We start from the raw sequence: 26,881 nt of genomic DNA on the forward strand, positions 1-26,881 counted from the left end.
CACCAGCCCTATCAGGGTCAGGCAGCCCAGGGAGAGTAACGAGGCCCCCACAGTGTTGGACGTCACTCCCAGGCTCGCGCCCAGCCAGACGGGATAGGCCGTCAGGGCCAGTCCCACCACCCGAGCCAGAGGCCATCCCCCGGCCCATAGCCTCCCCAGCAGCCGATGGGTCAAGGGCCAGGCCGCCAGTCCCACCGCCGAGGCCACCAGCCACCACCAGGCTGCCGCCGCCAGCCCGTCGTCGGCCCAGGCGTTCCAGCCGAAGTCGGCCACTGAGGGGTACCGATCCACGGGAACGGGGAGCAAGAGCGCCTCGTCCCGCCTCTCCGAGGCCGCCTGGGTCAGATAGGGCTGGAACAGGCTCCGCAGCTCGCCTTCCGTCAGAGTAGCCGTGCGGCCGAAGACCATCACCTTGGGGTGGTCGTAGACGGTGAAGCTCTCGTCTGCCCGGTCGTCAACGAAGGTGAAAGGCCCGAGCGAAGGGTAGGAGGTGAACTCGCGGATCAGCCCGAACCCGAGCCGGCCCTCGAAGAGGAGCTCGTAGTAGCGGTTGGAGATGGGGAACCGGTCGCGCAGCCGGGGCAACCAGCCGTAGAAGCGGTTGCTGCTCACCACGATGTAATCGGCGCGCAGGAGCCGATCCACCAGCATGTCCACCTTGGCCGCGTCGTCCGGCTCCTGCAGGGGAAAAGAGAGCACCTCGTACTGCCCCTCGGCCCAGAGAGGCTTCCCGTCCACCGTCATGCCATAGGGGATGAGGTCGTCCCACTCTTCCTTGGTGATGACGCTCCCAGGCGGCACGTTGCGGTAGATCCACTCCGAAGCTTGGTGCCGGGTGAAGGGTCGGCGGTAGATAGAGGTGAAGGCCAGCGACCAGAGCACGGCGTAGGCCAGGGCCAGGCCCGCAAGGCTCCAGGCCAGCCAGCGGCGGCGCCCGGCCAGGGTGGCCACCAGGCCGGCCCCCAATACGTACAGCGCCGGGGTGAGCGGCGCCATGTAACGCATGAACTTCACCATGAAGCTGCCGGTGATGAGGAAGTAGGGCACCGCCCAGGCCACCAGTATGACCACGCCGGCGGCGACACGCCCCCTCACTGCCCGGTAGACGCCCCAGCCCAGTCCGGCGAAGGCCAGAAGGCCGGGGAGCCAGCCCATGCCCCAGCGCAACTGCTGCAGCACGGTATAGAGGAAGGCCGGTGTCTTGCGGTACTGGCGGGTGTAAGGGAAGTCGTAGATGCCCCGCACCATCCGGCTTTCCTTGGCGAAGCTCTCCAGGAACATCGGCAAGTCAAGCACCGCGTACGGGCTGACCAGGAGAAACACGGCCGCTCCCACCACCGCGCTCAGCCCGGCCAGCCTGAGCCTCCTGCCATGGCCTCCGCTACCCTCCCACAGGACGAAGGCCAGGATCCAGGCCAAGCCCAGCGCCGCCGCACTGGACTTGGAGGCCACTGCCAGCGCCAAGCTGGCACCGGCCCACGTCGCCGCTCCCTCCCCGTCGCCCTGCGCCACACGCACCAGCCAGTACAGAGTGAGGGTAACGAAGAAGCCCAAGATGGTGTCTACAGCGTAGAAGTGGGAGAGCTGGACGTGCAGGACGGTGAAGCTGAGTAAGCCCGCTGCCAGCAGGCCGGAGCGCTGCCCGAAGAGCCGCCTGGCCAGGGCAAAGGTGACAACGATGGTGCCGACGTCGAACAGGGCGCTGAGAACCCGACCCAGCGGCGCCATCTCCCACAGACCCGTCATACGGGATAGCGTCCGCACCACCTCGGAGTCACGCCCTAACAGGGCCTCAGCCGGCCTTGCCAGTGCCCGAAGCCCCGCCGCCGTCCCTTTGAGCAGGTAGACCGGGAAGTGCCCGTAGGCGAACGTCTCGGGCCGGCGAACGCCGCCCTCACCAGGGCGGGAGAAAGGGTTGAGGGGGCTGGAGCGCACGTCCAGAGCCTGGGCCAGGCTCTCTGGCCACTCGACGGTATCGGTGACCATGAGCACGTGCCGCTCGTCGGGGTGCGCCAGGTGCCCGTGGTCCCAGTTCACCTTCTGCAGGCGGAGGTAGAGCCCGGCCAGAACCAGGGCAATCAGTATGAGTGGCTCAATGGTGGGCCGAAGCCGCCTGCTCAAGCCGTATGCGCTCCGTGGAGGTTACAGGGTACAGGGGTTAGGTTATAGGGGATAGGGAATGGGGGCAAGAGCGGCGGACGAGGGCCGAGTTGTGGGGAGAGGGGGGCCGGGGCGGGGATAGTTGGCCCCGCCACTCCCGCATTCCCCATGCCGTAGCTCGGGGCGCGCGACGATCGCACCTGACGCATGCGCTTTCCGGACCCCTCACGAGGAGTCCGCGCCCCCAGGCGCGGGCGTGCCGCCCATCGAGAGGGGCTCGCGCGTGGGCGCGCGAACTCCTCATTGGGGCGGGGATTGGACGGCAGGATGCGGGTCCTTCGGGAGCGCCTCCCGCGCCGGCGGCACCTGACCATGCGCTTTCCGGACCCCTCACGAGGAGTCCGCGCCCCCAGGCGCGGGCGTGCCGCCTGTCGGGAGGGGCTCGCGCGTGGGCGCGCGAACTCCTCATTGGGGCGGGGATTGGACGGCAGGATGCGCGTCCTTCGGGAGGCGCCTCCCCCGCCGGCGGCACCTGGCATGCGCTTTTCGGACCCCTCACGAGGAGTCCGCGCCCCCAGGCGCGGACGTGCCGCCTATCAAGAGGAGCACGCGCGTGGGCGCGCGAACTCCTCATTGGGGCGGGGATTGGACGGCAGGATGCGGGTCCTTCGGGAAGCGCCTCCCCCGCCGGCGGCACCTGGCATGCGCTTTCCGGACCCCTCACGAGGAGTCCGCGCCCCCAGGCGCGGGCGTGCCGCCTATCAAGAGGAGCACGCGCGTGGGCGCGCGAACTCCTGATTGGGGCAGGGGTTGGGCGGCAAGAGACGATCGTCCTGCTTACCGTGGTTTGCAGCAGCAAGCGGCAGTGGCTATCATTGAATTGGGCGGGCCGGGATGCCAACCCCAGGCCTGCCTTATTCTTTGCCCCTTGCCGACCTGCCTTGCGCGAGAGGAGCTCTGCCATGAAGTACATCTTCTGTACCGGCGGTGTGGTCAGTTCGGTGGGAAAGGGTGTAACCGTCGCCGCCGTGGGGCGCCTGCTCAAGGCCCGCGGGGTGCGCGTCTCGGTTCAGAAGCTGGACCCCTACCTCAACGTAGACCCCGGCACCATGAGCCCCTACCAGCATGGGGAGGTGTTCGTTACCGAGGACGGTGCCGAGACCGACCTCGACCTGGGCCACTACGAGCGCTTCATTGACACCAACCTCACTCGCGACAGCAACGTCACTGCCGGGCAGATCTACTCCAGCGTCATCGCCAAGGAGCGTCGGGGCGATTACCTTGGCGGCACCATCCAGGTCATTCCTCACGTCACCAACGAGATCAAGCGCCGCATCGCGGCCGTCGGCCGCGTCAGCGGGGCCGACGTGGTCATTGTCGAGGTCGGCGGCACGGTAGGCGACATCGAGGGCCTGCCCTTCCTGGAAGCCATCCGGCAAATGCGCAAGGATGTGGGGCGAGAGAATACCCTCTACATACACGTCACCCTTCTTCCCCACATCGGCAGCACGGGAGAGCTCAAGACAAAGCCAACCCAGCACAGCGTGCGGGAGTTGCGGAGCATCGGCATCCAGCCGGACGTGATCGTCTGCCGCAGCGACTACCCCGTGCCGAACGGGCTCAGAGAGAAGGTAGCCCTCTTCTGCGATGTGGACACCGAAGCGGTGATCCCGCTCGTCACCGCCGACACCATCTACGAAGTGGTGCTCATGCTGGCCCAGCGCAACCTGGGTGACCTGCTGGTGGAGCGGCTCAACCTGGGCGCCAGCGCCGCCGACTTGAGCGACTGGGCCCGCCTGGTGGAGGAAATCCATCGGCCCAAGCCCCCAGTCAACATCGGCATCGCCGGCAAGTACGTCGAGCTGCACGACGCCTATCTGAGCGTGCGCGAGGCCCTGTTCCACGCCGCGGTGAACGCCGGCCGCGACCTGAACATCCGCTGGATCCCGTCGGAGGAGCTGGAACGTCGGCCCCCTGAGGAGCTCCTAGAGGGGCTGGACGGCATCGTAGTTCCCGGCGGCTTTGGGGATCGAGGCATCGAGGGCAAGATCGCAGCCGCCCGCTATGCCCGCCTGAACCGGCTGCCTTACCTAGGCCTGTGCCTAGGCATGCAGACCATGGTCATCGAGCTAGCCCGCGCTGCCACCGGGTCCGACGAGCCCAATAGCACCGAGTTCGACCTCACCACGGCCTACCCGGTGATAGACTTGCTGCCGGAGCAACGCTCGATCGTGGACCTGGGAGGCTCGATGCGGCTGGGCTCCTACCCCTGCGTGCTGGTGCCGGGCACCAGGGCTGCCGCCGCGTACGGCACCGACCTGGTGCACGAGCGGCACCGGCATCGCTTTGAGCTGAACAACGACTTCCGGGCTCTTCTCGCTTCGGCCGGCATGGCCTTCAGCGGCCTCTCACCGGATGGCCGCCTGGTCGAGATCGCCGAGATCGTGGATCACCCCTGGATGGTGGGTAGCCAGTTCCATCCGGAGTTCAAGTCGCGGCCGCTCCGGCCTCATCCGCTATTTCGCGCCTTCATCTCGGCCGCCATCCAACACCGACGCCGTCAGGGCCTAGAGGAGGCAGGGATGGTGATGCGTGAAACGTGACACGTGACCATCATGTACGTGGTTCATCCCGTGAGGCGCCACGTACCATGAGTCACTGTCCCCTACGAGAACACATACAGGACCAGCCCTACCGCCAGCGACCAGAGCAGCACGTCCAGTATCAGGGGCTTGTCCCGCAAGACGATCTCTTCCGGGGCGCCGCCCATTCCCTTGACCTGCACCAGGTACATGTAGCGGAACAGGCCGTAGATGACGAAGGGAATGGTGAGCATCATGGAGTGGTTGTCCGGCAGGTTGGGAGCGGAGAAGGTATAGAGCGAGTAAGCCATCAGCGTGGCCGATATGACCACCATGCTGAACTGATCTAGCAGGGGAAGGGTGTAGCCGGCGAGGGTGGAGCGGTGGTTCTCAGCGTTCTCCGCCAGGAGCACGTACTCGTGCCGGCGCTTGTTGATGGCGATGAACAGGGCCAGCAGAGTGGTACACACGTAGAGCCAGGGAGAGAAGCGGGCCACGTCCACCACCACCACCCCTGCCACTACCCGCAGCACGAACCCAGCAGCTATGGCGAGCAGGTCCAGTATCAACAGGTCTTTCAGGACATAGGAGTAGGCGACGTTCAGCCCGAAATAGAGGGCAGTGACCAGGAGAAAGCCAGGGCTCAGCAGGTACGCAGTCGCGAGGGATACCGCTACCAGCACCAGCACGGCCACTCCGGCCACAGCTGGCGAGAGACGGCCGGAAGCCAGAGGTCGGTGGCGCTTAGATGGGTGCGTCCGGTCCTTCTCTACGTCCGCCAGGTCGTTCAGGGCGTAGACCGCACCGGATATCAGAGAGAAGACCAGGACCGCGAGAAGCGTCCGGACCACAAAGTAGGGCTGGAACAGCTTGCCATCGAATACCAGGGCCGCTAGCACGAAGGCCTGCTTGGCCCACTGCTTGGGGCGCATGGTCTTCATGAGCTCGACCAGGCTGCTGGCAGGGAGGGCAGGTGCGCGGTGCATGCGGCCATGATAGGGGAGCGGTCCCGGCCCGGTCAAGAAGGACCGGCCTTGGGCATCCAGGCCCACCCAGGGGCAAAGACGATGGCGGAGGACGGAGTGGAGAATCAGGTTCAGGCCGACACCAGCACCATAGACCAGATCATCTACATCGGCGCCATGCTCTACGAGCGCTTCCTCACCGACGCTGCCGGGGGCAACGTCAGCGCCAAGGTGGGGGAACGCATCTACGTCAGCCCCCGCTACGCCGGGGCCCGCTACCACTGGCGCCTCACGCCCGAATTGGTCAACGTACTGGACCTACAGCGGAACGTACTCCAGGGCCCTACCCCCATCTCCCGCGAGAGTGACATGCACCTGGCGCTCTACGAGGCCTTCCCCCAGATCGGCAGCGTCATTCACGCCCATGCCCCCAACCTGATGGTCTTCTCCGCCCTGGGTTGGGAGATGCCGTCGGCCGTGGAGTACACGGAGAAGTTCGGCACCATTGGCCTGGTGCAACCAGCCCGCAGCCATACCCCCGAGCTGGCCGTCAACGTGGTGGCCTACTTCCGGCCCCTCATGGACCAGTTCGACCAGCACGCCCTGGGGGCACTGCTGCCTCGGCATGGTGCCGTGGTCGTCGCCCATAATCTCTTGGAGGCCTACGACACCCTGGAAAGGCTGGAGAACAATGCCCGCTGTCTGCTGGCTCAGGCCTGCCTGCGGGCCGGTGGGCCCCGGTGACCGCGTCGGGCGCTTCGCTAGCGGAGCCGGTCCTAACCGTCACCCCCAACACGGCTCTGGATCGCTGCCTACTGGTGCCCGATTTCGCCCTGGGCCGGACGGTGGTGGCCGAGGCCACCACGCTGGCCATGGCGGGCAAGCCGGCCGATGCCTCGCTAGTCCTGGCCCAACTGGGCGTACCCTCGGTGGCCACCGGACTGGCTGGCGGCAAGAGCGGCCGCCGCATGGTGCGCATGCTGCGCCGAGCAGGCGTCACCTGCCGCTTCCTCCGGTGCCCCGGTCACACCCGCGTCAATGTGGTGATCATCAAGAAGGGAACCGGCCAGCAGGGCACCATCACCGTGCCCTCGCTCAAGCCCACCTACGCCGATGGCGAACGGCTGCTCGACCACGTGCGCCGCTTGCTTCCGGGGCGGGAGTGGCTGATCCTAGGAGGGAGCCTCCCCGAGGGCGTGGCCCCCGATCTGTACGCCCGCATGCTGGTGGAGGCCCGCGCCCACGGAGTTAGGTCCCTGCTCGACGCCAGCGGCCAGACCCTTATGGACGGCCTTCCCGGCCGCCCGACCATCGTCAAACCCAACCAGGTGGAGCTGGGCGCCGCCCTGGGCCGCCGGCTCGATGGAGTCGCCGACGCGGTAGAGGCTGCCCGCGAGCTGTGCCAGACTCGCGGGGTCAAGCTGGTGGTGGTCACCCTGGGAGAAGAGGGTAGCATCTGCGTCACCCCCGACCAGGCGTGGCGAGTCCCGCCCATGCCGGTCGAGGTGGTGAACACTGCCGGCGCCGGCGATGCCTTCGCCGCCGGGCTCATCAAGGGCTTCCTGGACGACCTCCCCCTGCCGGAGGCACTGCGCTGGGCCACGGCGGCTGCCAGCGCCGTGCTCCTCACCCTTGGTACTGCCGACTGCCGGTGCGAGGATGTGCAGCGGCTTCTGCCTCTGGTACGGGTGGAACGCATTGGCTGAGACAAGGAGATCGGCTATGAAAGCAGCCCTGCTACGTGGTCCCCGCGAACTGGAGCTGGTCGAGATGGACCAACCGTACCCGGGCCCAGGCCAGGTCGTGGTGCGCGTGCGAGCTGGGGGCATATGCGGCTCCGACGTGCACGCCTATCGGGGCTCCTCCGCCTTCCAGGTCTACCCCGCCATTCCCGGCCACGAGGTCGCCGGAGAGGTGACAAGACTGGGGGCCGACGTGACCGGCCTCTCGCCGGGTGACCACGTGGTCCTCGACCCTATGCTCCGCTGCGGACAATGCTATCCCTGTCGCGTGGGCCGCTACAACTGCTGCACCCGCCTGCAGGTGATGGGCGTGCACACCGACGGGGGTTTCCGTCAGTACCTGACGGTGGACCAGGGGCAATTGCATCGCATCTCCCCCGAGGTGCCCTTCGAGACGGCCGCCCTGATCGAGCCCCTCTGCATCGGGGGGCAGTCAGTCAGCCGCGGACGGGTATCAGCTGAGGACAGCGTGTTGATCCTCGGTGCCGGGACCATCGGCCTGGCGGCCCTTCTCTTGGCCCGGCAGGAGGGAGCCCGGGTAGCCAGCGTTGACCTCATTCCGGACAAGCTGGAGGTTGCCCGCTCTTTGGGCGCCGACCTGACCATCAACGCCGCGGATGAGGACGTGGCCAGAGCGGTGCTGGACTGGACCGGCGGCGAGGGTCCCACAGTGGTGATCGAGGCGGTGGGCACAGTGCGCACCACCCGTGCCGCCCTCGATTACGTCGGCTCCGCCGGCCGGGTGGTCATCGTAGGGATCACCACACAAGAGGTGCCCTTGCCCGTGCCTCTCCTGGTGCGAAAGGAGCTGGACGTGATCGCCTCCCGCAACAGCCGCGAGCAGTTCCGCCGCATCATCCGGCTGGTAGAGAGCGGCCAGGTGGATCCCCGTCCGCTGATCTCCCACCGTTTCCCCTTCGAACGCGTCGGCGCCGCCTTCGCCCTGATCGAAGAGCAGCCCCAGGCCACCCGCAAGGTGGTATTGACAATGGACAGTGGCTAGATCCGAGCGGCCAGTCGCGCTATCCCCTGTCCGCTAGTCGTTACTCCCAGCTGAACCGGCGCACGAAGGGCGGGATGGCCCGGATGGCTTCGATCGTCACCACCCTGTCGCCCGCGAAGCTGTCGTAGAAGGCGTTGTCGTCCATCTTGTGAGACAGCAGCCAGGGACAGAAGGCGAAGAGGTAGTCTGGCAGAGGTTCCCCGTTGGAGAGCACACCGGTACGGAACCAGTTGTAGAGCTCCACGTAGTAGTCTCGGTGTAGCTCCTCCGACACCTTGGGATAGCGGCCATCGTCGGTGGCACCATACTTCCATCCGCCCTCGCCCACGATCATGGGAGGCACGAATCCGATCTCTTCCTCGAATATGTGGGCGAAGTTCCTGAAGCTGAGCACGGTGTTGATGTCCTCGGTGTAGCTGGGCGGGTGGTTCATGCCGTACGAGTGCGGAATGAAGAAGGTGCGACCGAACAGCCTCTCCCCATCGCGCTTCTTGATCTCGGCGATGGCATCCCGAAGCCAGTTCTCCGACACGAACTGCAGCCCCACGTAGCCCCCGGCGTTGTACACTGCCTCACAGGCCGCGATCAGGTTCTCAATGAACACCGCCTGGTCGGCACGACCATCCGGCCACTCCTGAGCTACCGAGGGCTCGTTGTATATCTGCATGTAGGGCGGCACTCCTAGGCTCTGCAGGATACGTATGTCCCTCTCCCACTCCCAGTAGAAGTCGTAAGGCCGGAGCATGCGGCGCCAGACCACGGTGATGCCGGCGTCGCGGAAGCGGGGCGCCAGCTTCTGCAGCTGGATCTCGTCCCCATAGATGACCAGAGCCCATTTCATGTGCATGTCCAGCATGCGCTGGATGTTTAGATCTATTACCTCCTCGGAAGGGTAGGGATCAACCAGGAAGTGCATCCCCCAGCCGTTGTCGTTCGCCGGTCGCGGCCAGTCCGCCAGCGCCATGGCAGGCAAGTCCTCCCTCAAGCTCATGGGCCGGGGCGTCGGCGTCGGGGTAGGGGTCGGGACAGGGGTGAAGGTAGCGGTGGCCGTCGGAGTGGCCGGAACGGGCGTCATCGTGGGCGTCGATGTGGGCGGCCGGGTCGCGGTGGCGGACGGGACCGGGGTAGAACTGGGAGGAACGACCTGCGCCTGCACCGTGGCTGTTGCGTCCGGCTGAGCCGAAGGCGAAGCCGAGAGCGCCGGTTCCAGGGTCGCAGTGCCGGGCCCGTCGCCCGTCTCGCCGGGCGTAGCCAAGCCCACAGCTTGCTGTGTGGCCAAGCCTGCACTCTGCCGAGTGGCTGTTGCCATAGCGTGCTGGGTGGCTACAGCGAACGCCAACTGCGTCCCGAGCTGCTCCTGCCAGGGAATGGCGCCACCAGCGGCAGGGCTCCGGTTCTGGTCTGCCATGCACGCCAGCAGGCCGCCGGTCGCCAGCAAGAGCAGCACGACCGTCAGAGCCAGAGCGCGAAGGCCGTCTTCGGGTTGTCTCACAGGTCACCTCCGGGCAGGCCCCGGGTGGCCCACCGATACGTTCTCGTAGAGGACGGCTGGACCGAGTCTAACACAGGCGTCACAGGATGGGGAATGGGGCAACCTGCTGGAATCGCGGCGTACATGCCAACAAGCACCGCGGCCCAGCCGGCCAAAGGGTCAGGGCTCTCCCGAGTGCCGCCTGCCGCCGCGCGGCGGCAGGCGGTGCCATGACGTAGGCTTTGGCACGGGCGCACCTCAGTCACCCCGCGGAGATCTTGGGCGCGCTGCCGTGCACCCTGGCGAGGATGGGTCGCGCCTGCTCCATGAGCAGCCCTACGTAGAGCCTGAGCCATCCCGCTGCCCAAGGCTCTACCCCCTTCATCGCGAGTCGTTACGAAAGGCCGAGGCGGACCGGCGACCCGGGGCCACCGTCCGACCCCCCGGTGCCGAGCTCATGCATCCGCGGTCCGTGGTGCCCTTGTACGCTCTTCCTTTGGTTGGTATACTTAGGTGTGGAGCGGTGCGACTTTATGCAAGCGGCTCCACGCGCTCGTCAGACCTACTCCGGCCTAGGCTGATGGGCCGTTATCCGCATTCGCGTCCGGTGTTGGCGCTTGGCGTCACCTTCTCAGGACCACCGTCACCCATTCCTGATGTCGGCACGGTGATCTGATGGGCAGCGTGTGTGCCCCGCAGCCCACGGATGGCGGTCCTGGCAGCGGGCGCGTCGGGGATGCAGCCAGAGGCAGGAGGTTCTTCATGTTCCGGGAGGGCGATCGGGTCGTGCATCCAAACCACGGGGCGGGCGTCATCAAGGGCTTCGATACCCCGGAGGGAACCGACGGCAGCGGCGAGTACTACGTCATTGAGCTGTACGCCAACCGGCTCACCATGCTTGTACCGGTCAACAACGCGGACTCCTTGGGCCTGCGCCTGGCAGATGGCAACATGGTGGAGGAGGCTCTGCAGATTCTGGTCCAGGATCCGGGCAATCTGCCCAGTGAGTTCAAATCGCGTCAGAAAGAGCTGATGGACAAGCTGCGCTCCGGCGACACCCGGCTCATTGCTGAAGTGTGCCGGGACTTGTTTCACCGCAGTCGGGCCAGCCAGCTAACCAGTACCGATGCCCGGGTGTTGGAGCAGGCCCGCAACTTCGTGGCCACGGAGCTGGCCGCAGTGCGAGGCTGTGAGCCCGAGGCTGCCTTCGAGGAACTAGCCAGTCTCCTCGATGGAAGCCTCGCCGATTCGCCCACTTCCTGAGCAACCGCGTATCATTGTCACATCAGAACGAGGACTAGGAGGCATATGCCAAAGCAAGAAGACACTATCGAAGTAGAGGGTACCGTGATCGAGACCCTGCCCGACACCACTTTCCGGGTCAGGCTGGACAGCGGTCATGAAGTACTGGCCTACCTGAGCGGGAAGATGCGCAAGTTCTACATCCGCGTCCTCCTCGGCGACCGCGTGCGCGTAGCTCTCACCCCGTACGACCTGGAACGCGGGCGGATCGTGTATCGATACCGCAACCCCAGTGCCGAAGCAGTGCGCTAGATGCTCGATAGCGAACCCCGCCGAGGTAGGCGGCGGCGTTCGCGCCGCTCCTCCCCCAGGCAAGCCCCGGCTCAGGTAGCTGACAGCTCCGACGTCAGGCGAGGAGTCGTCAAGTGGTTCAACCGTAGCCGCAGCTACGGTTTCATCCAGTGCGACGACGGCACCGAGGTCTTCGTCCACGAGAGCGCCGTCGTCCTGGGCTCGAGCGACCTGCCTCTCGCCAAGGGCCGCGTAGTGGAGTTCGAGGTGCGCGACACTCCCAAGGGCCACCAGGCCGTGAACGTGGTCGTGGTGACTGAGCGGGCACCAGCCCCGGACGAGGAGCGCCAGCCCGAGGCTCCGGCAGCAGTTCAGGACCCGCCTACCCCCTTCGATCTCACCAAGCGCCTGCCCAACTCCTGGAAGCGTCGGCCCATCACCTTCGTATATACCTACACCATCTACAATCGCCGCAGCGACTAGATATCCATCCCCGGCCCGGCACGGGTGAACGTCACCGCCGCGACTGGCACACCCCCCGCAGCAGCTGCGGCCGCGGCACAGGCAGCGATGGTGGCGCCCGTAGTGCACACGTCGTCCACCAGGAGCAACGCCTGTTCCCGCATGCGCGCATGGGCACGGAAGGCTCCCTCCATGTTGCCTTTCCTCTCCGCCACCGATAACCCCACCTGCGGCGAAGTATCACGCACCCTAACCAGGCAATCACCTACCAGGGGAAGTCGGAGGTGGGCCGTCAGCCCTCGCGCCAGAAGCTCCGCTTGATTGAACCCCCGCTCCCGCTGCCGACTCCGATGCAGGGGCACCGGGATCACCCAGTCCACCTTCGCTGCCGTCGAACCGAGACAGCCGACCATCTCCGCCGCCATGGGCTCGGCCAGCACCCGTTTCCCTTCGTACTTGAGGGCATGGACGGCCCGGCGCGCCAGTCCCTGGTGCAGGCTGACTGAGTACACCGGGAGCAGCCACGTCCTCTCCCCCACGTGCACCGATACCACTTGGGGATCGTCCAGCCGCGCCACGCTCGATAGGCACGCATGGCACAGCCAGGCGCCTCCTGCCCCGCAACCCAGGCAGTGTGGAGGGTAGAGCAGGTCTAGCAGCCAGTCTCTCAGGCGGGCCAGGCGCGGGGGCGGGGCCACTGTGAAGCCGCTACATCAGGGAAAGGACGCCGGAGTTCTTGACCGTAATGACCGCCGGCCCCAGGAGCACTATGAATAGCGCCGGCATGATGAGGAACGCTAGAGGGATGAGCATCTTTATGGGGGCTTTCTGTGCCGCCTCTTCTGCTCGCTGACGCCGCTTCATTCGCATCTGGGCCGCCTGAACGTGAAGGATGCGACCTATGCTGGCTCCTAGCTGGTCGGCCTGGATGATGGCCGCCACGAAGCTCTTGACCTCGGGGACTTCCACCCGCTCCGCCATATCGCGCAGAGCCTCTCGGCGGAGCTTGCCCACTCGCACCTCCGCCAGCACTCGACCGAACTCGTAGGTGAGGGCATTGTCCCACTTCTCCACCACCTTGGCCAGGGCGGCATCGAACCCCAATCCCGCCTCCACGCTAATAGTCAGGAGGTCCAGAGCATCGGGGAGAGCGCGCAGGATCTCCTGCTTGCGCTGACGGATACGCGAACCGAGCCACATAACCGGCAACATGTATCCCAGCGTGCCCAGGAGTAGGCCAAACACCACCCCGGCTCCGATCCCCAGCGCCAGGGCTTGAGTCAGAAGGAACACCACGGCACCCGTAGCCAGGCCAGACAGGAAGCGCAGGCCGATGAAGTCTACAGCACGGAGGCCGGCCGGGTTTCCGGCCAGCTCCAGCTGGCGCCGGGTGCGGGCCAGACTAGCCTGAGGCGCCATCGCCGCCAGGGCACGGGCCAGCCGTCCAAAGGCCGGGCGAATGACGCGCTCGGCGAAGCTCCGCTCTAGCTCCAGATCGGCGAGAGTAGCGGTGCGGGACCCGTACTGGGCCAGGCGCACCTCCACTACGCTTTGGGTTCGAGCGTTGGACAGGCCCACGGAGATGAGGGTGATGCTGAGCATCACCATGAAAGCCAGCATCAAGGCAGCTGGGTTCATAGCACCCTACCTCGTCAGACCTCGATCTTCACGATTCGGCGGATGATCAGGTATCCGGTGGCGACCATGGTCACTCCAGTTCCAACCATCGCCAGCCCGCAGGTATCCTGGAAGAGCTGCACCATGTAGGGTCGGTTTATGGCGAAGAGCACCAGGGTCACCGCCAGGGGAAGGAACGTTAGCAGGTAGCCCGAGAGCATCTGCTGAGCCGTCAGCACCCGGATCTCGCCCTGGATACGCACCCGCTCCGCTATGGTGCCGCTGATGGTATCCAGGATCTCGGCCATGTTGCCGCCGACTTCGTGCTGCACGTTGATGGCCGTGACCATCATGTCCAGGTCGTCGCTCGGCAGGCGTTGGAGCATGTTGTTGAAGGCTTGCTCCTGAGTCAGCCCCAGCCCGACCTCTCGCACCACCCGCCCGAACTCGCCCGCGATGGGTTCGGGCAACTCCGAAGCCACCACCTCCATGGACTGCAGCATGCTGTAGCCCGACCGCAGCGAACTCACCAGCAGCCTCAGCGCGTCGCCCAGCTGGTCGCTGAAGGCGTGCAGTCGGGCCGACTGCCGGCGCTTGAGGTAGACGCGAGGAAGGAAGAAGGCCCCAAACCCTATGAGCAGGGCCAGGGCCGGAGTGGCGAACAGGATGAGGCCAAAGAGCACACCCAGGACGGCGCACAGCACCTGCAGAACCACGAACTCGGATACCCGCAGCTGCAGATCGGCCCGTCCCAGGTCCTCCGCCAGTCGCTGGCCGAAGGGGCGCCTGCGGAGCGCCTGGTCCATCTGGGCGGCGATAGTAGGACGATGCTGACGTTCCGCAACCTCCGAGCCCCCCCGGGCCGCGTAGGACGCCAGCCGCTCCTGGATAACGCCCGACTGACCGCGCACCAACCGCCAGACCAGCCAGGCGGTGGCGCTGATGCTCAGGGCTATGGCGACGGCAACGAGAATGGCTATCTGCATGGCTTGGCCCCGCTACAGTTCGCGAATGGTCTCCCGGATGCCTAGCAGACTGGGCGGCACCGGCGTGCCGGCGGCTTCCAACTTCTCCGCAAATCGTGGGCGGATACCGGTGGGCTCCAGTGAGCCTAGGATCTTGCCCTCTCGCTCTCCCTTGCGCCGGAAGCGGAAGAGGTCCTGCATCACAATCACCTCGCTCTCCAGCCCCTGCACCTCAGATATGTTTACCACCCGGCGGGAGCCGTCTCGCAGGCGCTCCTGGTGCACCACCAAGTCGATGGCCGACGCTATCTGTTCCCTGATGGCCCGCAAGGGCAGATCCATTCCCGCCATCAGGACCATCGTCTCCAAGCGAGATAGGGCGTCGCGGGGGCTGTTGGCGTGGAGGGTGGTCATGGATCCATCATGTCCGGTGTTCATGGCCTGGAGCATGTCCAGCGCCTCGCCGGCGCGCACCTCCCCGACGATGATCCGGTCCGGCCTCATTCGCAGGGCATTCACCACCAAGTCGCGGATGGTGATCTCGCCCCGGCCCTCGATGTTGCGTTCGCGCGATTCCAGAGTCACTACGTGCTCCTGCTGCAGCTGCAGCTCGGCCACGTTCTCGATAGTGATGATGCGCTCATCCTCGGGCACAAAGGACGAAAGCACGTTAAGGAGAGTGGTCTTGCCGGAGCCGGTGCCCCCGGCGATGAGGATGTTCAACCGCCCCTTGACACAGAGGTGCAGGAACTCCATCGCCTCAGCGGTCAATGAGCCGAAGCGTACCAGGTCATCGGCAGACAGGGGTGTGTGGGAGAACTTCCTGATGGTGAGGACCGGCCCCACGAGCGAAACAGGGGAGATGACGGCATTGACCCGGGAACCGTCCGGAAGGCGAGCGTCTACCATGGGCGACGATTCGTCAATGCGCCGCCCGATGCGCGACACGATGCGCTCAATGATGCGCAACTCATGTTGGGCACTCTCGAAGGAGAGCTTAGTGCGTTCGATCTTGCCGTTCCGCTCCACAAAGATGTTGGCGGGCCCATTGACCATGATCTCAGTGATGGAAGTGTCCTCCAGCAGGGGATCAAGGGGCCCTAGGCCTAGAATCTCGCTTACGATCTGCTCGAACATCCTCCCCCGTTCGGCCCGGCTGAGGATGATGTTCTCCTGGGCAAGCAGGCTGTCAAAGAGCTCCTGGATCTTGGCCTCGACTTCCTCCCGCTCGCTCAGGTCTATGTCCTCCAACTCGGCGATCAGTCGGCTCTGGATACGACCCCTGAGCTCTCTATAGGCATCGCGGACATCGGGGCCGGCGGTAGCGGGCAACCGCCTCATCGTCGTCTGAGGGCCGGCCCCGCTGCTGCTACCGTTGCCTTCCAGTCGCCTGAGTAGCGACACTACCACACCTCCATCGCAGATGTCGGACTCACCGCGCTATCCCCCGAGAAATGCGAACCTTCGCCGAGGCTTCGCCGGTTCCTCCGCTACCGGCTCTCCCTCCGCCGCCACGCCACCCCCGATCACCTCCTGGCTGAGCTTGAGCACCGCCTGACAGAACGGTGCCTCCGGGTCCATCTCGTACAGCGCCCGTCCCTGGTTGGCGGCCAGAAGCGGCCCCGCGTCGTCGTACGGGAGGGCAACCACTGCCCGCATCCCCAGCGATCTCTCGATATCCTCCGTCTTTACCCCGTACCGGCGACCGGCCTGCCCTATCACCAGACCACAGCGCTCCTCCGGCACCCCAAGAGCGTCGAGCACTTCCAGCATCAGCCGCGTGCTCTTGATGGACGGGATGTCCGGCGTCGTGAGAAGGAGCAGACGATCGGACTCGTCCACCGACGCTAGAAGCGACTCCCCCAAGTAGTGGCCACCGTCCACCACCACGAAGTCGAAGCTCTGCTTCAGGGAGGCCAGCGTGCGGCGAATGCACTCGCTCGTGACCAGTTCGGCCATCTCCGGACGTGGTGGCGCCAGCAGGACTCGGAGCCCAGAGGGATGCGTTACCGTCATCTCACCCACGAAGGTGGGGTCTAGCTCGTCCATGTGCCGGGCCAGCTCCCCGATGTGACGTTGGTTGTGCACGTTCAGCATCACGCCTACGTCGCCGAACTGCAGGGCGGCGTCCACTAGTGCCACCTTGCGGCGGGTGAAGGACCGGAGGGCCAGCGCCAGATTGACAGCCAGGGTGGTACAACCTGAGCCACCCCGCGGGCTGAACACGGTGATCACCTTGCCTTCGGTGGGATCCTCCACCGCGGCCGCCTCCGACTTGGCCCGGAGTGACTCGTGCACCTGCCGGATCTTGGCCGGCACCTCATCAATGTCGAAGGGCTTGAGGATGTAGTCCCGCGCTCCCGCCCGCATGGCCTTGCGCAGGTAATCCATCTCCGTCTGCACGGACATCATGATCACCTGGACCCCGGGCATGTTGGCGGTGATGGCCTCCGCCACCGCCAGCCCGTCCATGCCCGGCATGTTGATATCCAGGAGCACAACGTCCGGACGAGTCTCCCGCACTACCTGGAGCCCTACCGCTCCATCGGTTGCCGTGCCCACTACCTCTAGGTCAGGCTCGAAGTGGAACAGGCGCTCGATGTCGTTGACGACTTCCGGGCTGTCGTCCACAACGACAATCCGTATCATTGGTCGCTAACCTCGAGTCCGGCTGGCCGCAAGGCGTCGGCCGGCGGGTATTACCGTATCTCCAGGTTGCCCTTGACCCGGATTTCGTCGGTGGTGACATCTAGCTTGGAAGGTATGGGCACGTTGAAGCGCCGCATCACGTACTCGAGCGTCACCGCTTCGGTTGTGGATGTCTCCTCCTCGTCTTCGGAGCGCAGCGCCAGAGTGATCCTGGCTTGGCCTTCATCCACCTTGTCGATGAGCCACTTCAGCACGAGCGAGTCCTGAGGAGTGACCAACAGGGTCACCAGGTCAGTGTTGACCACCGGTGGCGGGCTCTGCTTGTCACCGGTGACGGACGTAGGGGTGGTCCACGCGCCCACGCGGAGCACCTCGATGTCCTGCAACACCATCTGCACCGCCATGCGCGGTATCTGTATGCCTGAGCCGTCCATCGGCATGCGTACCTGCAGCTGCCGGTCCACATCCATTAGCTCGAAGGATGCCAGGACATTCACCCTGTCGCCGGGCTTGAGCGCCCCGCCCACGCTGGCCAGGTCGCCTATGGGGAAGGCCATAGCCACTCTGCCCGGCTGGAACAGCGTGGAAGCGCTTCTCCCCGTCAGCAACGCCGACTCTCGGTCGAAGTACATAGCCTCCTGCATGATAGTGCCCTGCGGTATGTCCATCGCGGCGATCATGCCCACTACCTTCATGGGGTCGCGCACCGCCGTAGGAGGCACGGCCTCACCCCGCTCCAGGTGTACCAGTTGGATCGCCTCCAGCGTGATCTCATCGCCTTTGGCGATGTTCTGGGCGGCACGCACCACCGGAATCGGCTCGGGAGTAGGGTCCGCCGCCGTCACCGGCGTCTGCTGGCTGACGAGGACCAGCACCATCGCGCCGGCCACCAGACCTATGAGTACGCCGATGAATACGATCGCCTTTCCCTTCAAAGGGATCCTCCTGCGTCAAGCAAATCGGCGGTCGCCCGCCAGATCACCACTCCGAACCCCTCAACACCAGGGGCAAGCAGTACGCCGCGCTCTCCGGCCCTAGGTCGAACACGGCAAATCGCCTCAGGCTGGCCAGGTTGTTGAGCTCATTCCCCTCTCGAAAGCCCCCGTATACGGGATCGCCGCCTACGTCCACCTGAGCATAGAGGTCCAGAAGACCCGCCTCGGTCAGGTGGAGTAGGTTAGCGAAGTTGACCGTCACGGTAGCCCCCGGCGTCAGCGAACCGATTGGTATGGCGCTGCGGAAGCTCGGACGCGTGACTTGGCAGCCGGCTTCGGCGCAGTACCCCCCTATCGAGTCCAGCGGCCCTGAGGGCGGCTCCGACACCGCCCTGCGAGCGTAGACCTCCAGGATGACTTGCTCCTGACCCGCCTGTGTAGCATGGGGCCCCAGAGGGCTCGGACCGATGTTGCCCACCTCGACCTGCAGGGTCAGGTACTGCTCCCGGAAGGGCGAGGCAGGCACAGCAGTGAACGAGAGCACTGCCAGATCCGGTCCGGAGACGATGTCCACGTCCACGCTGCGGTCGTCATGAGGGTCGGCGTCCGGGTCGGCCCCGCTGATGGTGACCTCCGCGCGCAGGCCCAGCGTAGGGTCGTCGCCGTCAATCGAGGGCGACACGCGGGCCTCGAAAGAGGCGCTCCGCTCTTCGGTGCCCAGTGCCCCCACGATCAGCCGGTAGCGCCCGTCCCCCACCGGTTGCCAGCCGCTACCGCCCTTCCATTCCAGCTCCGGACCCAGATCCGCCACCAGTTCCACACCCTGGGTGGCCCCTCCACGGTTCCCGTAGTGCACCGAGTAGGTCAACGCATCCCCAGGCTTGACCACGGTGCGGCCATCGCTCACCGTTACCCATAGGTTGGGCCAGTGCTGGACGGGTGTGCGAAGGGTTCCGCTGCGCACCGTTACCCCCGCGTGCGATGCTGACGCCGCCCCGGCCACTATGTCAGTGATGCTCTCACTGATGGGATCGTTCACCCGCACCCGGTGCTCGAACACCAGAGTCTGACCTCCTGCCAGCCCCTGGGCCGACCAGTTGACCATCGAGTTCACCGCCAACCCATCCGCGTCAGAGGTGTACGATGGCACCGGGTCGGTGACTGATATCGGGCCCGATGGCTCTCCTCCCAGGTTGGTGACGGCAACCCGGTAGGTGAGCATGTCCCCGGGGCGCACCGCCTGAGCGGGATCCACCGTCTTCGCTATGCTGAGGGCCGCCGGCACTCTCACCGTATGCTGCACCTGGACCGAGACTGCTGGTACTCCAGTACCAGTCAGCTGGGCCCCAACCGTGACTATTCGGCCATGTGCTGCTGTATCGGCAACACGCCCCACGATCTTTAGCTCCCGAGGGGTATCTATCGGGAGGTTTCCCAGGCTCCAGGCCACCGACTGACCCGATATGGTCCCCGCCGGCTCCACCGACACGACCTGCACCTCCGGGGGCAAGGAAGCACTAACCGCTATCCCGGACGCGTTCTCTCCCCCGTCGTTCAGGCAGACGAACCGGTAGGTGATGGTCTGGCCCCGCAGAACGCTGCTGCCAGCCGCGGGATCGGCGCTCCCTTGCAGTGTCACCCGAGGCTGAGAGGCCACCGGGTGGCTGATGCTGGCCACCGCAGCCGCCGGCAGGTCGTTGGAGGAAGCCACGTAGGTGAGGGCGATCTCAGTCCCGTTCGCCAGCGGCCGCTTCACCCGCGCCTGGAGACGCACAGTCCCCTGGTAGCCGGCAGGGACGGCAGCCGGGAAGTACCAGCGCACGGTGCTCCCCTCCATCAGCCCACCGTCCAGAGGCTGTACTTCCACCAGCTTGTTGGCGTCCACTGCCACCGAGATCACTATCCCGCTGGTGCCCGTGCCTCCACTCACGGTGTAGTCGAGCCGGTACTCCAGGGCATCGCCCGGGCTGACTGGCGTCCCCGCGGCCGGAGTGGCGGAGAGCGTCCCGGTGATGGCCAGAGGGGTGGCCGAGACAGTCACCGAGGCAGAGTCGTTGGCCGCATTTGGATCTGCGACCAGGTTAGCGTCTAGATCCCGCATGGGCGGGAAGGACACGGTGGCGCGTGTCTCCAGGGTCTCTACTCCCTCGGGGATCTGACCTACCTGCGCCGTGATCTTGGCGCTGCCCGCCCCGCCGGCAGCCACCGTCCCCACTGCGAACCTGTAGGTATGGGGTCCCACCTCCACCCAGCCGCTGGACAGGTTGGTAAGGTACGGCGGCAGGGTGCAGACCACCTCGACCCCCTCGGCAGTCACGCCGCCTACGTTCTGGTACTGGGCGGTGAAAGAGACGGTGTCGCCCGGCCTCACGTGGGGCTTGCTGGAACTGAGAGAGACCGCCAGATCGGGGGGAGGCGCGTCGTACACCACCCGCACGGCCTCCAGCCTGGGAGTGCGATCGTAGGGGTGGACGCTGCTGAAGGTGGCGCGGAAGCGGAACTGGGCCACGCTCTCCAGCCGAGGGGAGAAGGTGGCCACGTTCTGGCCCGCCACCGAATCCCCGAGCTCCAGCCAGTCCGTCCACTCGCCGCCGACCGGCTTCCAGCTGTACTCCATGTGTAGCGAACCCACGGGTAGCACCGCCTGCCACTCCACCCGCATCAGGTCGGGAGCCGCACTGGGGTCGGTGCCATCGTACAGAGTCATGGTGGGCGACTCGTAGACTCCATCGGGGGCATACAGCGCCCCCACCCCTGACAGGCGCCCCCGATAGATAGTGCTGGTGGGCGTGTTAGCGGCATTGCTGCCGCCCAGGGCGTAGATCCAGTCTCCCACCTTCACCAGACCGTGATAGGCGCGTACCTGCCCGTCAGGGAAAGGAACTCCGGTCTGCCACACGTTCCACTCGTCCGGATCGGGGTTCCAGTCGTACAGGGGAAACTCGGGGTTATCCGGGTCTATGAGGGCCGCCTGGACGTTGCTCTGTATCCCAGCCTCGGGATCACTGGGGTCGGTCCGGCCGCCGGCCAGCAGTATCTCGCTGTTCCCTACCAGGACGGCACCGTGCCCATGGATGGGCACCGGCAGGTGAGCCCCGGACTCCTTCCACTCCGACAGATTGCCGTATCGGTCTATGTCGGCCGCGGCCACCGCCACCAGGGCGCTGCTGTCCACCTGTCCCGAGGCTTGGCTCCGTCCCCCCATGAGGTAAATGGTAGACCGTGCGTCATCCTGGTAGATGATGGCGCGGGCTGCCGCCACGCCGGCGGAGAAGCTCGGCGGAAGCTCGGACTCCACCGTCCCCCCCGGGCCGATGTAGGAGTCCCAAGGCGTGATCTCCCCATTCATCAGGATGGTCGTCCGAAACACGTTGGAGACGGTAGCGTAGGTGCCGGAGTAGGCGATACCACCGATGAGGTAGACATCGTTGACCTTCTGGGCGATGGCCGAGTAGAAGAGACCGAAGGGAAGCTCAGTCTGCAGGGCGGTCCACTGACCGAGGGCGCCGGTGTAGATACTGATGGGTGCCCGATACACCTTACGCGATACCTGGGTGCCGCCGATCAGCCCTCCCACCACGTAGAGGTAGGCGTCGCCGTAGGCCCCGTAGGCCATGCGTAGGAACGTCTGCGCCCCGATCAGGCCTACGGGCAGAGGGCTGTGCTCGGTCACGCTGGCGATCCTGCCGTCCTCGGCCACGGTGAACCGAAACACCCGGTTGCTCGCCTGCCCGTTGCTGAGCCGGCCGCCCACCACGTAGATCCAGTTTCCCCAGGCATGGGCCGCCATCTCCTGGAGAGGCACCGGCAGGGAGGTCTGATCCAGAACCCACTCGCCCGAGAGGCCGATGGGCATCAGCTGCACCCCGCTGATGTTCTCCGCCGGGATGTTGATTAGCCCCGTGCGCCGGAAGGCGCCGTCGGCAAAGTCGGGCACCAAATCCAGCACCGTCTGGGTTACGAAAGCGCCCGCAGGCGCTACCGCCACCAAGAGGGCGGCCAGCAACGCCCCGACGCCGGTTGCCAAGCGCCTGGCTGAAGGTCGCAGTCTCAAGAGCTACCTCCTCTGCCTTAGGGACAGACTAGAGGTGTGGAAGTCTTCACGTAGAGGTCACGAAGATAGGTGCCGGTACCCTGACCCACCGTGATCGTGATGGGGCTGCTCGCCGCGGGGCCGCCGATGACCTCGGTGAGCACATCATACGTCAACCCGTACTTTTGCAGGTTCACGGCGAAGACGTATTGCCCAGGCTCGACGTTGGAGAACACATAGCTTCCCGTTGCGGACGCCGTGGTCGTCGCGTAGAGGCTCCCGTCCTTGTAGATGGATACGGTGGCACCCTCGCCAGTGGCCTCGAACTCGTCGACAGTGCAGGTGGGTCGCTCGCCGAACAGGCGTCGGGCGATGGTGCGGTAGATCTCCTCCAGTTCCGCCGGATCGTCGGCCTGGTAGAAGTGGGGCCGGCTCGGATCGGTGTCTTCGCTCGCCATGGCCCTGAGCACGCTGCTGTCGAAGTGATCGCCGATAGCGATGGTGTAGATCTCTATGCCCGCCTGCTTGGCGATGTTGGCTTGCTCTATGGCGTGCTGCTCCGCCATGGCGTTGCAGGGCAGGGAGGTGGCTCCGTCGTCGCTGAAGCCCGTCCACCGCCCGTCAATAGTGCAGTTCGGTATGCCATCGCTGGCGACGATAAGCACAGGCGTGCGCCCGGGCGTGGCCGCGCCCTCGGGAAGGACCGTGTGACGGCCAACCTGAACCGCCGAAGCCAGCGCTGTTCCCCCCGTGGCCGAGAGAGCTTCTATGGCAGCCTGCAGACTCCCCACGGTGGAGGTCAGCCCCAAGACCGGCTGACCCAGGTAGTAGGTGTTCTTCCAGGCAGAGCCACAGAGCAAGGAATACCACTCCCCGCTGCTGATCGCCGGGAACGTCACCAGCCCGGCCCGGTCGCCCACGTCCGGCATCAAGTAGTCGTGGAACTCGCTGAGGGCCCTCTTGGCCGTGGTTAGCCTGGTCTCCTGCCCAGGACTCCAGCGGTCGTTCATACTGCCGGACGTGTCTACGACGTTGACCACATCAACCGGGAACCGGTCGCCCCCCGGTGGCACCACCAACCGGGATTCCCAGATGGAAACCACTCCGGCGATGCTCCTGGCCTCCGTCATCGGCGGTCTCAGCTTGACCACGCACACGCCCATGTCGGCGCAGCCGCCCTCGGCGTCGCCCTCCACCCAACGGACGAAGTTGCCCTGCAGGTACTTGTCCTTTCCAGTGAAGTTGTACCCCGTGATCTCCAGCCTGACGAAGCCCGCGACCTGGTAATGCACTCCCTCCCCGGTGCCGGTCACGGCGTTGTACACGGGGACAGTGACTGTGTTCTCGCCGCTGGCGATGAGCGCGTCAATGGCCGAGCTCACGCCATGGCTGGGCATCACGCCCGGGCCGGTGGGGATCCAGTCGCCTACGTGCCACCGACCGCTGCTGTGACGGTTGGCGATGTTGAAGACGAGAGTGGTATTGCTGGTGTGGCCGGGATCGGTGTTCCACGACAGCCAGCCGAAGCTACCGGGGGCGGTGGGGTCGCCCCAGAAAATGTATGGGGGGCCAATTAGCGGGACTCCCCCGTTGTGAGCGAAGGTATCCAGGGAGACCGCAGCCGGGAAGAGGTCGCCGGCAGAACAGGCGCCGCACATGATCCTGCCCAGGGATCGCTCGGCCGCCCGAAACGAGTGCACCCCGACCAGGTGAGCCAGGTAAGCCATGACTGACCCACGCGCCTCGACCAGCACGCTCTCCACCGGCACGCCGCCGACCTCTGCGGGCGGGGCGAAGCCGTCGTTGTTGACTGGCTGGAGAGGGTTCCCGTCCACGTCGGCGTACCACACCTCGAGGTTGTCTGACGATACATAGTTGAGCGCGGCGTAGCGACGCGCCGCACTGAGTACGTTGGCGTTCGTGGTCAGGTTGCGGCTGGCGAGCTCCCTGGCACCGGCCAGCGCGGCGGCGTCGGCGGCATTGCGCACCTTTCTCTGCAGGGCGTAAGCATTTCCCACGTCCACCACCAGGCCGGCTACGCTCAGAAGCACGACCATCCCTAAGGCCACGATGGCTAGCGACTGCCCGCTCTGGGCCGATAACAAGCTGTGCCTATGCTTCACATGCCCTCCTTCACTCCACGTTCAGCGTCGAGTCCGCCCGTAGCTGGAGGGGGCGTACCACGGCAATGGGAGACCCACCCCCGAAGTTGGGGAACGAGATGGTGGGAACGGGCGCGTTGTATCTCAGGCTGACGTCCACCTGGACGTAGGGGACTCGCTCGTCGCGCGGAGGGCTTATCTCGATCGTGACAGCTGTCTGATCGAGGATGCCGAGCCTGGCCCGGATCACGTTCTCCACTTCATCGTCGCTCGCCAACGGCTCGCGCACCAGGTAGCTGGTGCCCACTCGGGCGGCGTTGGTCAGGGTGACCTGGCTGTACAGTATCAGCCCCATGTAGAGGAAGCCCACGATGAGGGCCATGAGCAAGGGGACCGACAGGGCGAACTCGACCGCTTCTTGCCCGTCTTCTCTGGCGAAGTGGTTGGGTGACATCTCTGCGCTCATCGGATGGGCATGGCCGTGGTCCAGCTCACGGTGTACGAATCGGGAAGGCCCAGGCGCCCCATGATGGGCAAGGAGATGCCGCTGGTGAACGTACGCAGCCGGTAAGTGACTGTCACCCGCACCTGTTGCCCTGGAGCCATACCTTCGGGCGTCTCCGGTGGAAGGATGGAGACCTCTCGCATGTCCAGGAAGGCCGCCCGCAGTTCGTTGCGGGCCACGTCGGCGTAGCGGTTGTAGTCGGGGTCGGCCGGGCTGGGGTGCATGGAGGCGTAGCTGGCTCCAGCTCGGGAAGCGCTGATCACGGCGACGTAGGAGGAGAACACCATGCCAAACTCGAAGACGGCTACCACCAGCAGAGTAAGGAACACGCTGGCAAACGCCGTCTCCACCAGCGCACTCCCCCGCTCCTCTCTCAGGTTGTCTGTCTTCCTCATCGAGGCCACTCACCGCGGGAAAGAGAACCGAGCCTCACCTGCCACTGCGTGTCTGGTGAGGCTCGGCCGTCGCTGCTCCGTCACTCAGCGGCCTGGGTGGCTGGAGTGACGCCTCCTGTCTCTGCTGACTTCCCTCGCTACGAGCCCGCGAGAGCCGTCGCCGTCGCCGCGATGGCCGCGGGATCCAGGCTGTCATTGACCGTCCCGAATACCCCGCCGATGCGGTTGCCCAGCAGAATCAGCGCCGCGATCACCACGAGCGCCACTAGAACCAGGATCAGCGCGTACTCCACCAGACCCTGCCCCTCTTGCCGCCGGAACGGCCTGCGGATGAACTCGAGTGCCTGCAAGCAGTACGGCATCAGTGTCCACATCATCGCCCGTCACCCCCTTTCCCGTTCAGCTGTCCTTACAGCCATCCCCTGGCCCAGTCATGAATAGGGGCGGATAAATCTTCACTGGATCAGGTTCGTGGCTGCTTTCGCCCTTAATATAGGTAGATACTCCCCTGCAATGAATAGGACGGGTGTACTACCAGCGTAAAGCTTTCGTAAAGATCGCCTCTGACGGCCCCGACCGGCTCACGCTCCGGCATCGACCAGGTCCTGAAGCCGCACCCAGCCGTGCCGCACAGCGTACATGGCCGCCTGGGTGCGGTCCGCGGCTCTCAGCTTCCTCAGAATGGAACTCATGTGGTTCTTGACCGTCTGCTCGCTTATGCTGAGATGCCGGGCGATCTCCTTATTGCTCATCCCATGCGCCACGCTCACTAGTACTTCCATCTCCCTCGCCGTGAGCGGGACACACGCCTCCTCCGGTAGCTCCCCCTCCTCGGCCACCCCTCTCAGCCTCCGAGTGAGCCACGCGCCCAGCTCCTCCCGAGTCATGCACCGCCCCTGAACCACGTATCGGCCCGACCGTACCTCCTGCAGGGCCGCAAGGAGCTCTCCCGGAGGTACGTCCTTGGCGTAGTAGGCAGACACTCCCACCCGGAAGGCGCGCATCATCTGTTCTTCATCGTGGAAGGCAGTCAGCAGCACCACCCGCGTCTCATCCAGTTCCTGGCAGATACGCCTCGCGGCCTGGAGCCCGTCCAGGGCAGGCATGTTGACGTCTAGGATTACCACGTCGGGCAGGTGCCGGCGTGCCTCACGCAGGGCCATATCGCCCGTGTCGGCCTCCCCTACCACGTCTATAGACGGGTCGGCCTCCAGTATGTGCCGCAGTCCCTCCCGGAAGACCGGGTGGTCGTCAACGATGAGGACCCGCATGGCCCCGTCCTCAGCAGTCTGCATCACGCTCGCCGCCGACCTCCCCTGTCAGATCTGTCAAAGCTCTTGGCGTCTGGTGAATATATCGGCATTTCGGCGACAGGCTTTAGCTGGGACCACGGGGGAAGGGAACGCGGATGACGTTGGTTGCCGCTGGTCAGGAGGTAGTGGAGGCTCCGAAGAAGGTGGGCATGGATCGGGGCACTGTCAGGGTCATGGTCGCTCCAAGGGAGGACACCTTGACTTGAGACGTGTCCCGTCGGGCAGTGAGTTCAGGAGCCTACATCCGGAGGGTCCGAATGCCCAAGGTGGTGAGCGTGCAGGAAGCCAGGTGATCACTGCGATCCCTTAGACCACGTGCTCGCCGCCCAAGCTCTCATCGATGAGGTGCGTCTGGTGACGGCCGACCTGGCCTTCGCCTCTTTCGGCGTCCCGCCAGTTTGGGAGGGAGTGGCAGGCTGATACCGCTGCTTAAGTGCTGACTAGCCTTCGTCCTTCTCCTTCTGATGGGCGTGAATCAGCGTCAACCGCGTTCTGTGGCGTCCTGTAGA

21 protein-coding genes and 1 pseudogene are annotated in these 26,881 nt (G+C 65.4%); 7 read left to right on the forward strand and 15 right to left on the reverse strand.

Annotated elements, in window-relative coordinates; translation table 11 throughout:
• A partial coding sequence (locus HPY83_05540) for a phospholipid carrier-dependent glycosyltransferase (GenBank protein ID NPV07415.1) occupies positions 1-2,121 on the reverse strand: 2,121 nt, incomplete at its 3' end.
• A 941-nt stretch (positions 2,122-3,062) separates the two neighbouring features.
• Between HPY83_05540 and HPY83_05545 the strand changes: the two genes are divergently transcribed.
• Positions 3,063-4,703 carry a CTP synthase gene (locus HPY83_05545; protein NPV07416.1) on the forward strand — a complete coding sequence of 547 codons (1,641 nt, stop codon included), beginning with the start codon at positions 3,063-3,065 and terminating at the stop codon, positions 4,701-4,703.
• Positions 4,704-4,765: 62 nt separating this feature from the next.
• Here the strand turns inward: HPY83_05545 and HPY83_05550 are convergent, their stop codons facing one another.
• The gene (locus tag HPY83_05550) at positions 4,766-5,668 is read right to left on the reverse strand and encodes a decaprenyl-phosphate phosphoribosyltransferase (protein NPV07417.1); all 903 of its coding nucleotides are present in this window, start codon (positions 5,666-5,668) and stop codon (positions 4,766-4,768) included.
• 81 nt (positions 5,669-5,749) lie between these two features.
• Between HPY83_05550 and HPY83_05555 the strand changes: the two genes are divergently transcribed.
• The 3 genes from HPY83_05555 to HPY83_05565 are packed head-to-tail and all read left to right on the forward strand — an operon-like array spanning position 5,750 to position 8,392.
• The gene (locus tag HPY83_05555) at positions 5,750-6,391 is read left to right on the forward strand and encodes a hypothetical protein (GenBank protein ID NPV07418.1); all 642 of its coding nucleotides are present in this window, start codon (positions 5,750-5,752) and stop codon (positions 6,389-6,391) included.
• On the forward strand, positions 6,388-7,353 hold the full coding sequence (locus HPY83_05560) for a hexose kinase (GenBank protein NPV07419.1): 966 nt from the start codon (positions 6,388-6,390) through the stop codon (positions 7,351-7,353). Before HPY83_05555 ends, HPY83_05560 begins: the two co-directional genes overlap by 4 nt.
• A 16-nt stretch (positions 7,354-7,369) precedes the next feature.
• Positions 7,370-8,392 carry a zinc-binding alcohol dehydrogenase family protein gene (locus HPY83_05565; GenBank protein ID NPV07420.1) on the forward strand — a complete coding sequence of 341 codons (1,023 nt, stop codon included), beginning with the start codon at positions 7,370-7,372 and terminating at the stop codon, positions 8,390-8,392.
• A 991-nt stretch (positions 8,393-9,383) separates the two neighbouring features.
• On the opposite strand, the pseudogene HPY83_05570 reads toward HPY83_05565, so the two are convergent.
• Positions 9,384-9,476, reverse strand: a pseudogene (locus HPY83_05570) (energy transducer TonB).
• A gap of 1,149 nt (positions 9,477-10,625) precedes the next feature.
• Here HPY83_05570 and HPY83_05575 point away from each other — a divergent pair.
• From HPY83_05575 to HPY83_05585, 3 genes are read left to right on the forward strand one after another with little or no spacing between them, the layout of a single operon-like run.
• On the forward strand, positions 10,626-11,126 hold the full coding sequence (locus HPY83_05575; GenBank protein NPV07421.1) for a hypothetical protein: 501 nt from the start codon (positions 10,626-10,628) through the stop codon (positions 11,124-11,126).
• 45 nt (positions 11,127-11,171) lie between these two features.
• Positions 11,172-11,417, forward strand: coding sequence for a translation initiation factor IF-1 (infA, locus tag HPY83_05580; GenBank protein NPV07422.1), 246 nt, complete (start codon positions 11,172-11,174; stop codon positions 11,415-11,417).
• A complete protein-coding gene (locus tag HPY83_05585; protein ID NPV07423.1) occupies positions 11,418-11,879 on the forward strand; it encodes a cold shock domain-containing protein in 462 nt (153 codons plus the stop codon). It abuts the gene before it with no gap.
• Here HPY83_05585 and HPY83_05590 read toward each other — a convergent pair.
• The 12 genes from HPY83_05590 to HPY83_05645 all read right to left on the reverse strand — a co-directional run bounded on the left by HPY83_05590 (position 11,876) and on the right by HPY83_05645 (position 26,357).
• Positions 11,876-12,412, reverse strand: a complete 537-nt coding sequence (locus HPY83_05590) for a ComF family protein (GenBank protein NPV07424.1) — start codon at positions 12,410-12,412, stop codon at positions 11,876-11,878. The genes HPY83_05585 and HPY83_05590 overlap by 4 nt on opposite strands.
• Before the next feature lie 154 nt (positions 12,413-12,566).
• The gene (locus tag HPY83_05595) at positions 12,567-13,496 is read right to left on the reverse strand and encodes a type II secretion system F family protein (protein ID NPV07425.1); all 930 of its coding nucleotides are present in this window, start codon (positions 13,494-13,496) and stop codon (positions 12,567-12,569) included.
• Positions 13,497-13,510: 14 nt separating this feature from the next.
• Positions 13,511-14,461 carry a secretion system protein gene (locus HPY83_05600; protein NPV07426.1) on the reverse strand — a complete coding sequence of 317 codons (951 nt, stop codon included), beginning with the start codon at positions 14,459-14,461 and terminating at the stop codon, positions 13,511-13,513.
• 12 nt (positions 14,462-14,473) lie between these two features.
• Positions 14,474-15,844 (reverse strand): CpaF family protein, encoded by a 1,371-nt coding sequence (locus HPY83_05605; protein ID NPV07427.1) that lies wholly within the window; start codon positions 15,842-15,844, stop codon positions 14,474-14,476.
• Between the two features lie 36 nt (positions 15,845-15,880).
• A complete protein-coding gene (locus tag HPY83_05610; protein NPV07428.1) occupies positions 15,881-17,089 on the reverse strand; it encodes a response regulator in 1,209 nt (402 codons plus the stop codon).
• Between the two features lie 50 nt (positions 17,090-17,139).
• Entirely contained in the window at positions 17,140-18,024 is an 885-nt protein-coding gene (cpaB, locus tag HPY83_05615) for a Flp pilus assembly protein CpaB (protein ID NPV07429.1), read from the reverse strand.
• A gap of 43 nt (positions 18,025-18,067) precedes the next feature.
• Complete coding sequence (locus HPY83_05620) at positions 18,068-22,078, reverse strand: DUF11 domain-containing protein (protein ID NPV07430.1); 4,011 nt, start codon at positions 22,076-22,078, stop codon at positions 18,068-18,070.
• 17 nt (positions 22,079-22,095) lie between these two features.
• Positions 22,096-24,180: a VWA domain-containing protein gene (locus HPY83_05625; GenBank protein ID NPV07431.1), complete on the reverse strand. Its 2,085-nt coding sequence runs from the start codon at positions 24,178-24,180 to the stop codon at positions 22,096-22,098.
• Between the two features lie 10 nt (positions 24,181-24,190).
• On the reverse strand, positions 24,191-24,613 hold the full coding sequence (locus HPY83_05630; GenBank protein NPV07432.1) for a pilus assembly protein: 423 nt from the start codon (positions 24,611-24,613) through the stop codon (positions 24,191-24,193).
• An 8-nt stretch (positions 24,614-24,621) separates the two neighbouring features.
• Positions 24,622-25,059, reverse strand: coding sequence for a pilus assembly protein (locus HPY83_05635; GenBank protein ID NPV07433.1), 438 nt, complete (start codon positions 25,057-25,059; stop codon positions 24,622-24,624).
• Between the two features lie 137 nt (positions 25,060-25,196).
• Positions 25,197-25,421: a Flp family type IVb pilin gene (locus tag HPY83_05640; protein ID NPV07434.1), complete on the reverse strand. Its 225-nt coding sequence runs from the start codon at positions 25,419-25,421 to the stop codon at positions 25,197-25,199.
• A gap of 219 nt (positions 25,422-25,640) precedes the next feature.
• The gene (locus HPY83_05645) at positions 25,641-26,357 is read right to left on the reverse strand and encodes a response regulator transcription factor (protein ID NPV07435.1); all 717 of its coding nucleotides are present in this window, start codon (positions 26,355-26,357) and stop codon (positions 25,641-25,643) included.
• Between the last annotated feature and the right edge of the window lie 524 nt (positions 26,358-26,881).

The organism is Anaerolineae bacterium, from assembly GCA_013178015.1.
Taxonomy (GTDB): Bacteria; Chloroflexota; Anaerolineae; order DRVO01; family DRVO01; genus Ch71.

What these genes read in the sequence shown, in the direction of transcription:
- HPY83_05545 (NPV07416.1), top strand. Translation starts at nt 3,063, where the DNA reads ATGAAGTACATCTTCTGTACCGGCGGTGTGGTCAGTTCGGTGGGAAAG.
- HPY83_05550 (NPV07417.1), bottom strand. Translation starts at nt 5,668, where the DNA reads ATGCACCGCGCACCTGCCCTCCCTGCCAGCAGCCTGGTCGAGCTCATG.
- HPY83_05555 (NPV07418.1), top strand. Translation starts at nt 5,750, where the DNA reads ATGGCGGAGGACGGAGTGGAGAATCAGGTTCAGGCCGACACCAGCACC.
- HPY83_05565 (NPV07420.1), top strand. Translation starts at nt 7,370, where the DNA reads ATGAAAGCAGCCCTGCTACGTGGTCCCCGCGAACTGGAGCTGGTCGAG.
- HPY83_05575 (NPV07421.1), top strand. Translation starts at nt 10,626, where the DNA reads ATGTTCCGGGAGGGCGATCGGGTCGTGCATCCAAACCACGGGGCGGGC.
- infA (NPV07422.1), top strand. Translation starts at nt 11,172, where the DNA reads ATGCCAAAGCAAGAAGACACTATCGAAGTAGAGGGTACCGTGATCGAG.
- HPY83_05585 (NPV07423.1), top strand. Translation starts at nt 11,418, where the DNA reads ATGCTCGATAGCGAACCCCGCCGAGGTAGGCGGCGGCGTTCGCGCCGC.
- HPY83_05595 (NPV07425.1), bottom strand. Translation starts at nt 13,496, where the DNA reads ATGAACCCAGCTGCCTTGATGCTGGCTTTCATGGTGATGCTCAGCATC.
- HPY83_05600 (NPV07426.1), bottom strand. Translation starts at nt 14,461, where the DNA reads ATGCAGATAGCCATTCTCGTTGCCGTCGCCATAGCCCTGAGCATCAGC.
- HPY83_05610 (NPV07428.1), bottom strand. Translation starts at nt 17,089, where the DNA reads ATGATACGGATTGTCGTTGTGGACGACAGCCCGGAAGTCGTCAACGAC.
- HPY83_05630 (NPV07432.1), bottom strand. Translation starts at nt 24,613, where the DNA reads ATGTCACCCAACCACTTCGCCAGAGAAGACGGGCAAGAAGCGGTCGAG.
- HPY83_05635 (NPV07433.1), bottom strand. Translation starts at nt 25,059, where the DNA reads ATGAGGAAGACAGACAACCTGAGAGAGGAGCGGGGGAGTGCGCTGGTG.
- HPY83_05640 (NPV07434.1), bottom strand. Translation starts at nt 25,421, where the DNA reads ATGCCGTACTGCTTGCAGGCACTCGAGTTCATCCGCAGGCCGTTCCGG.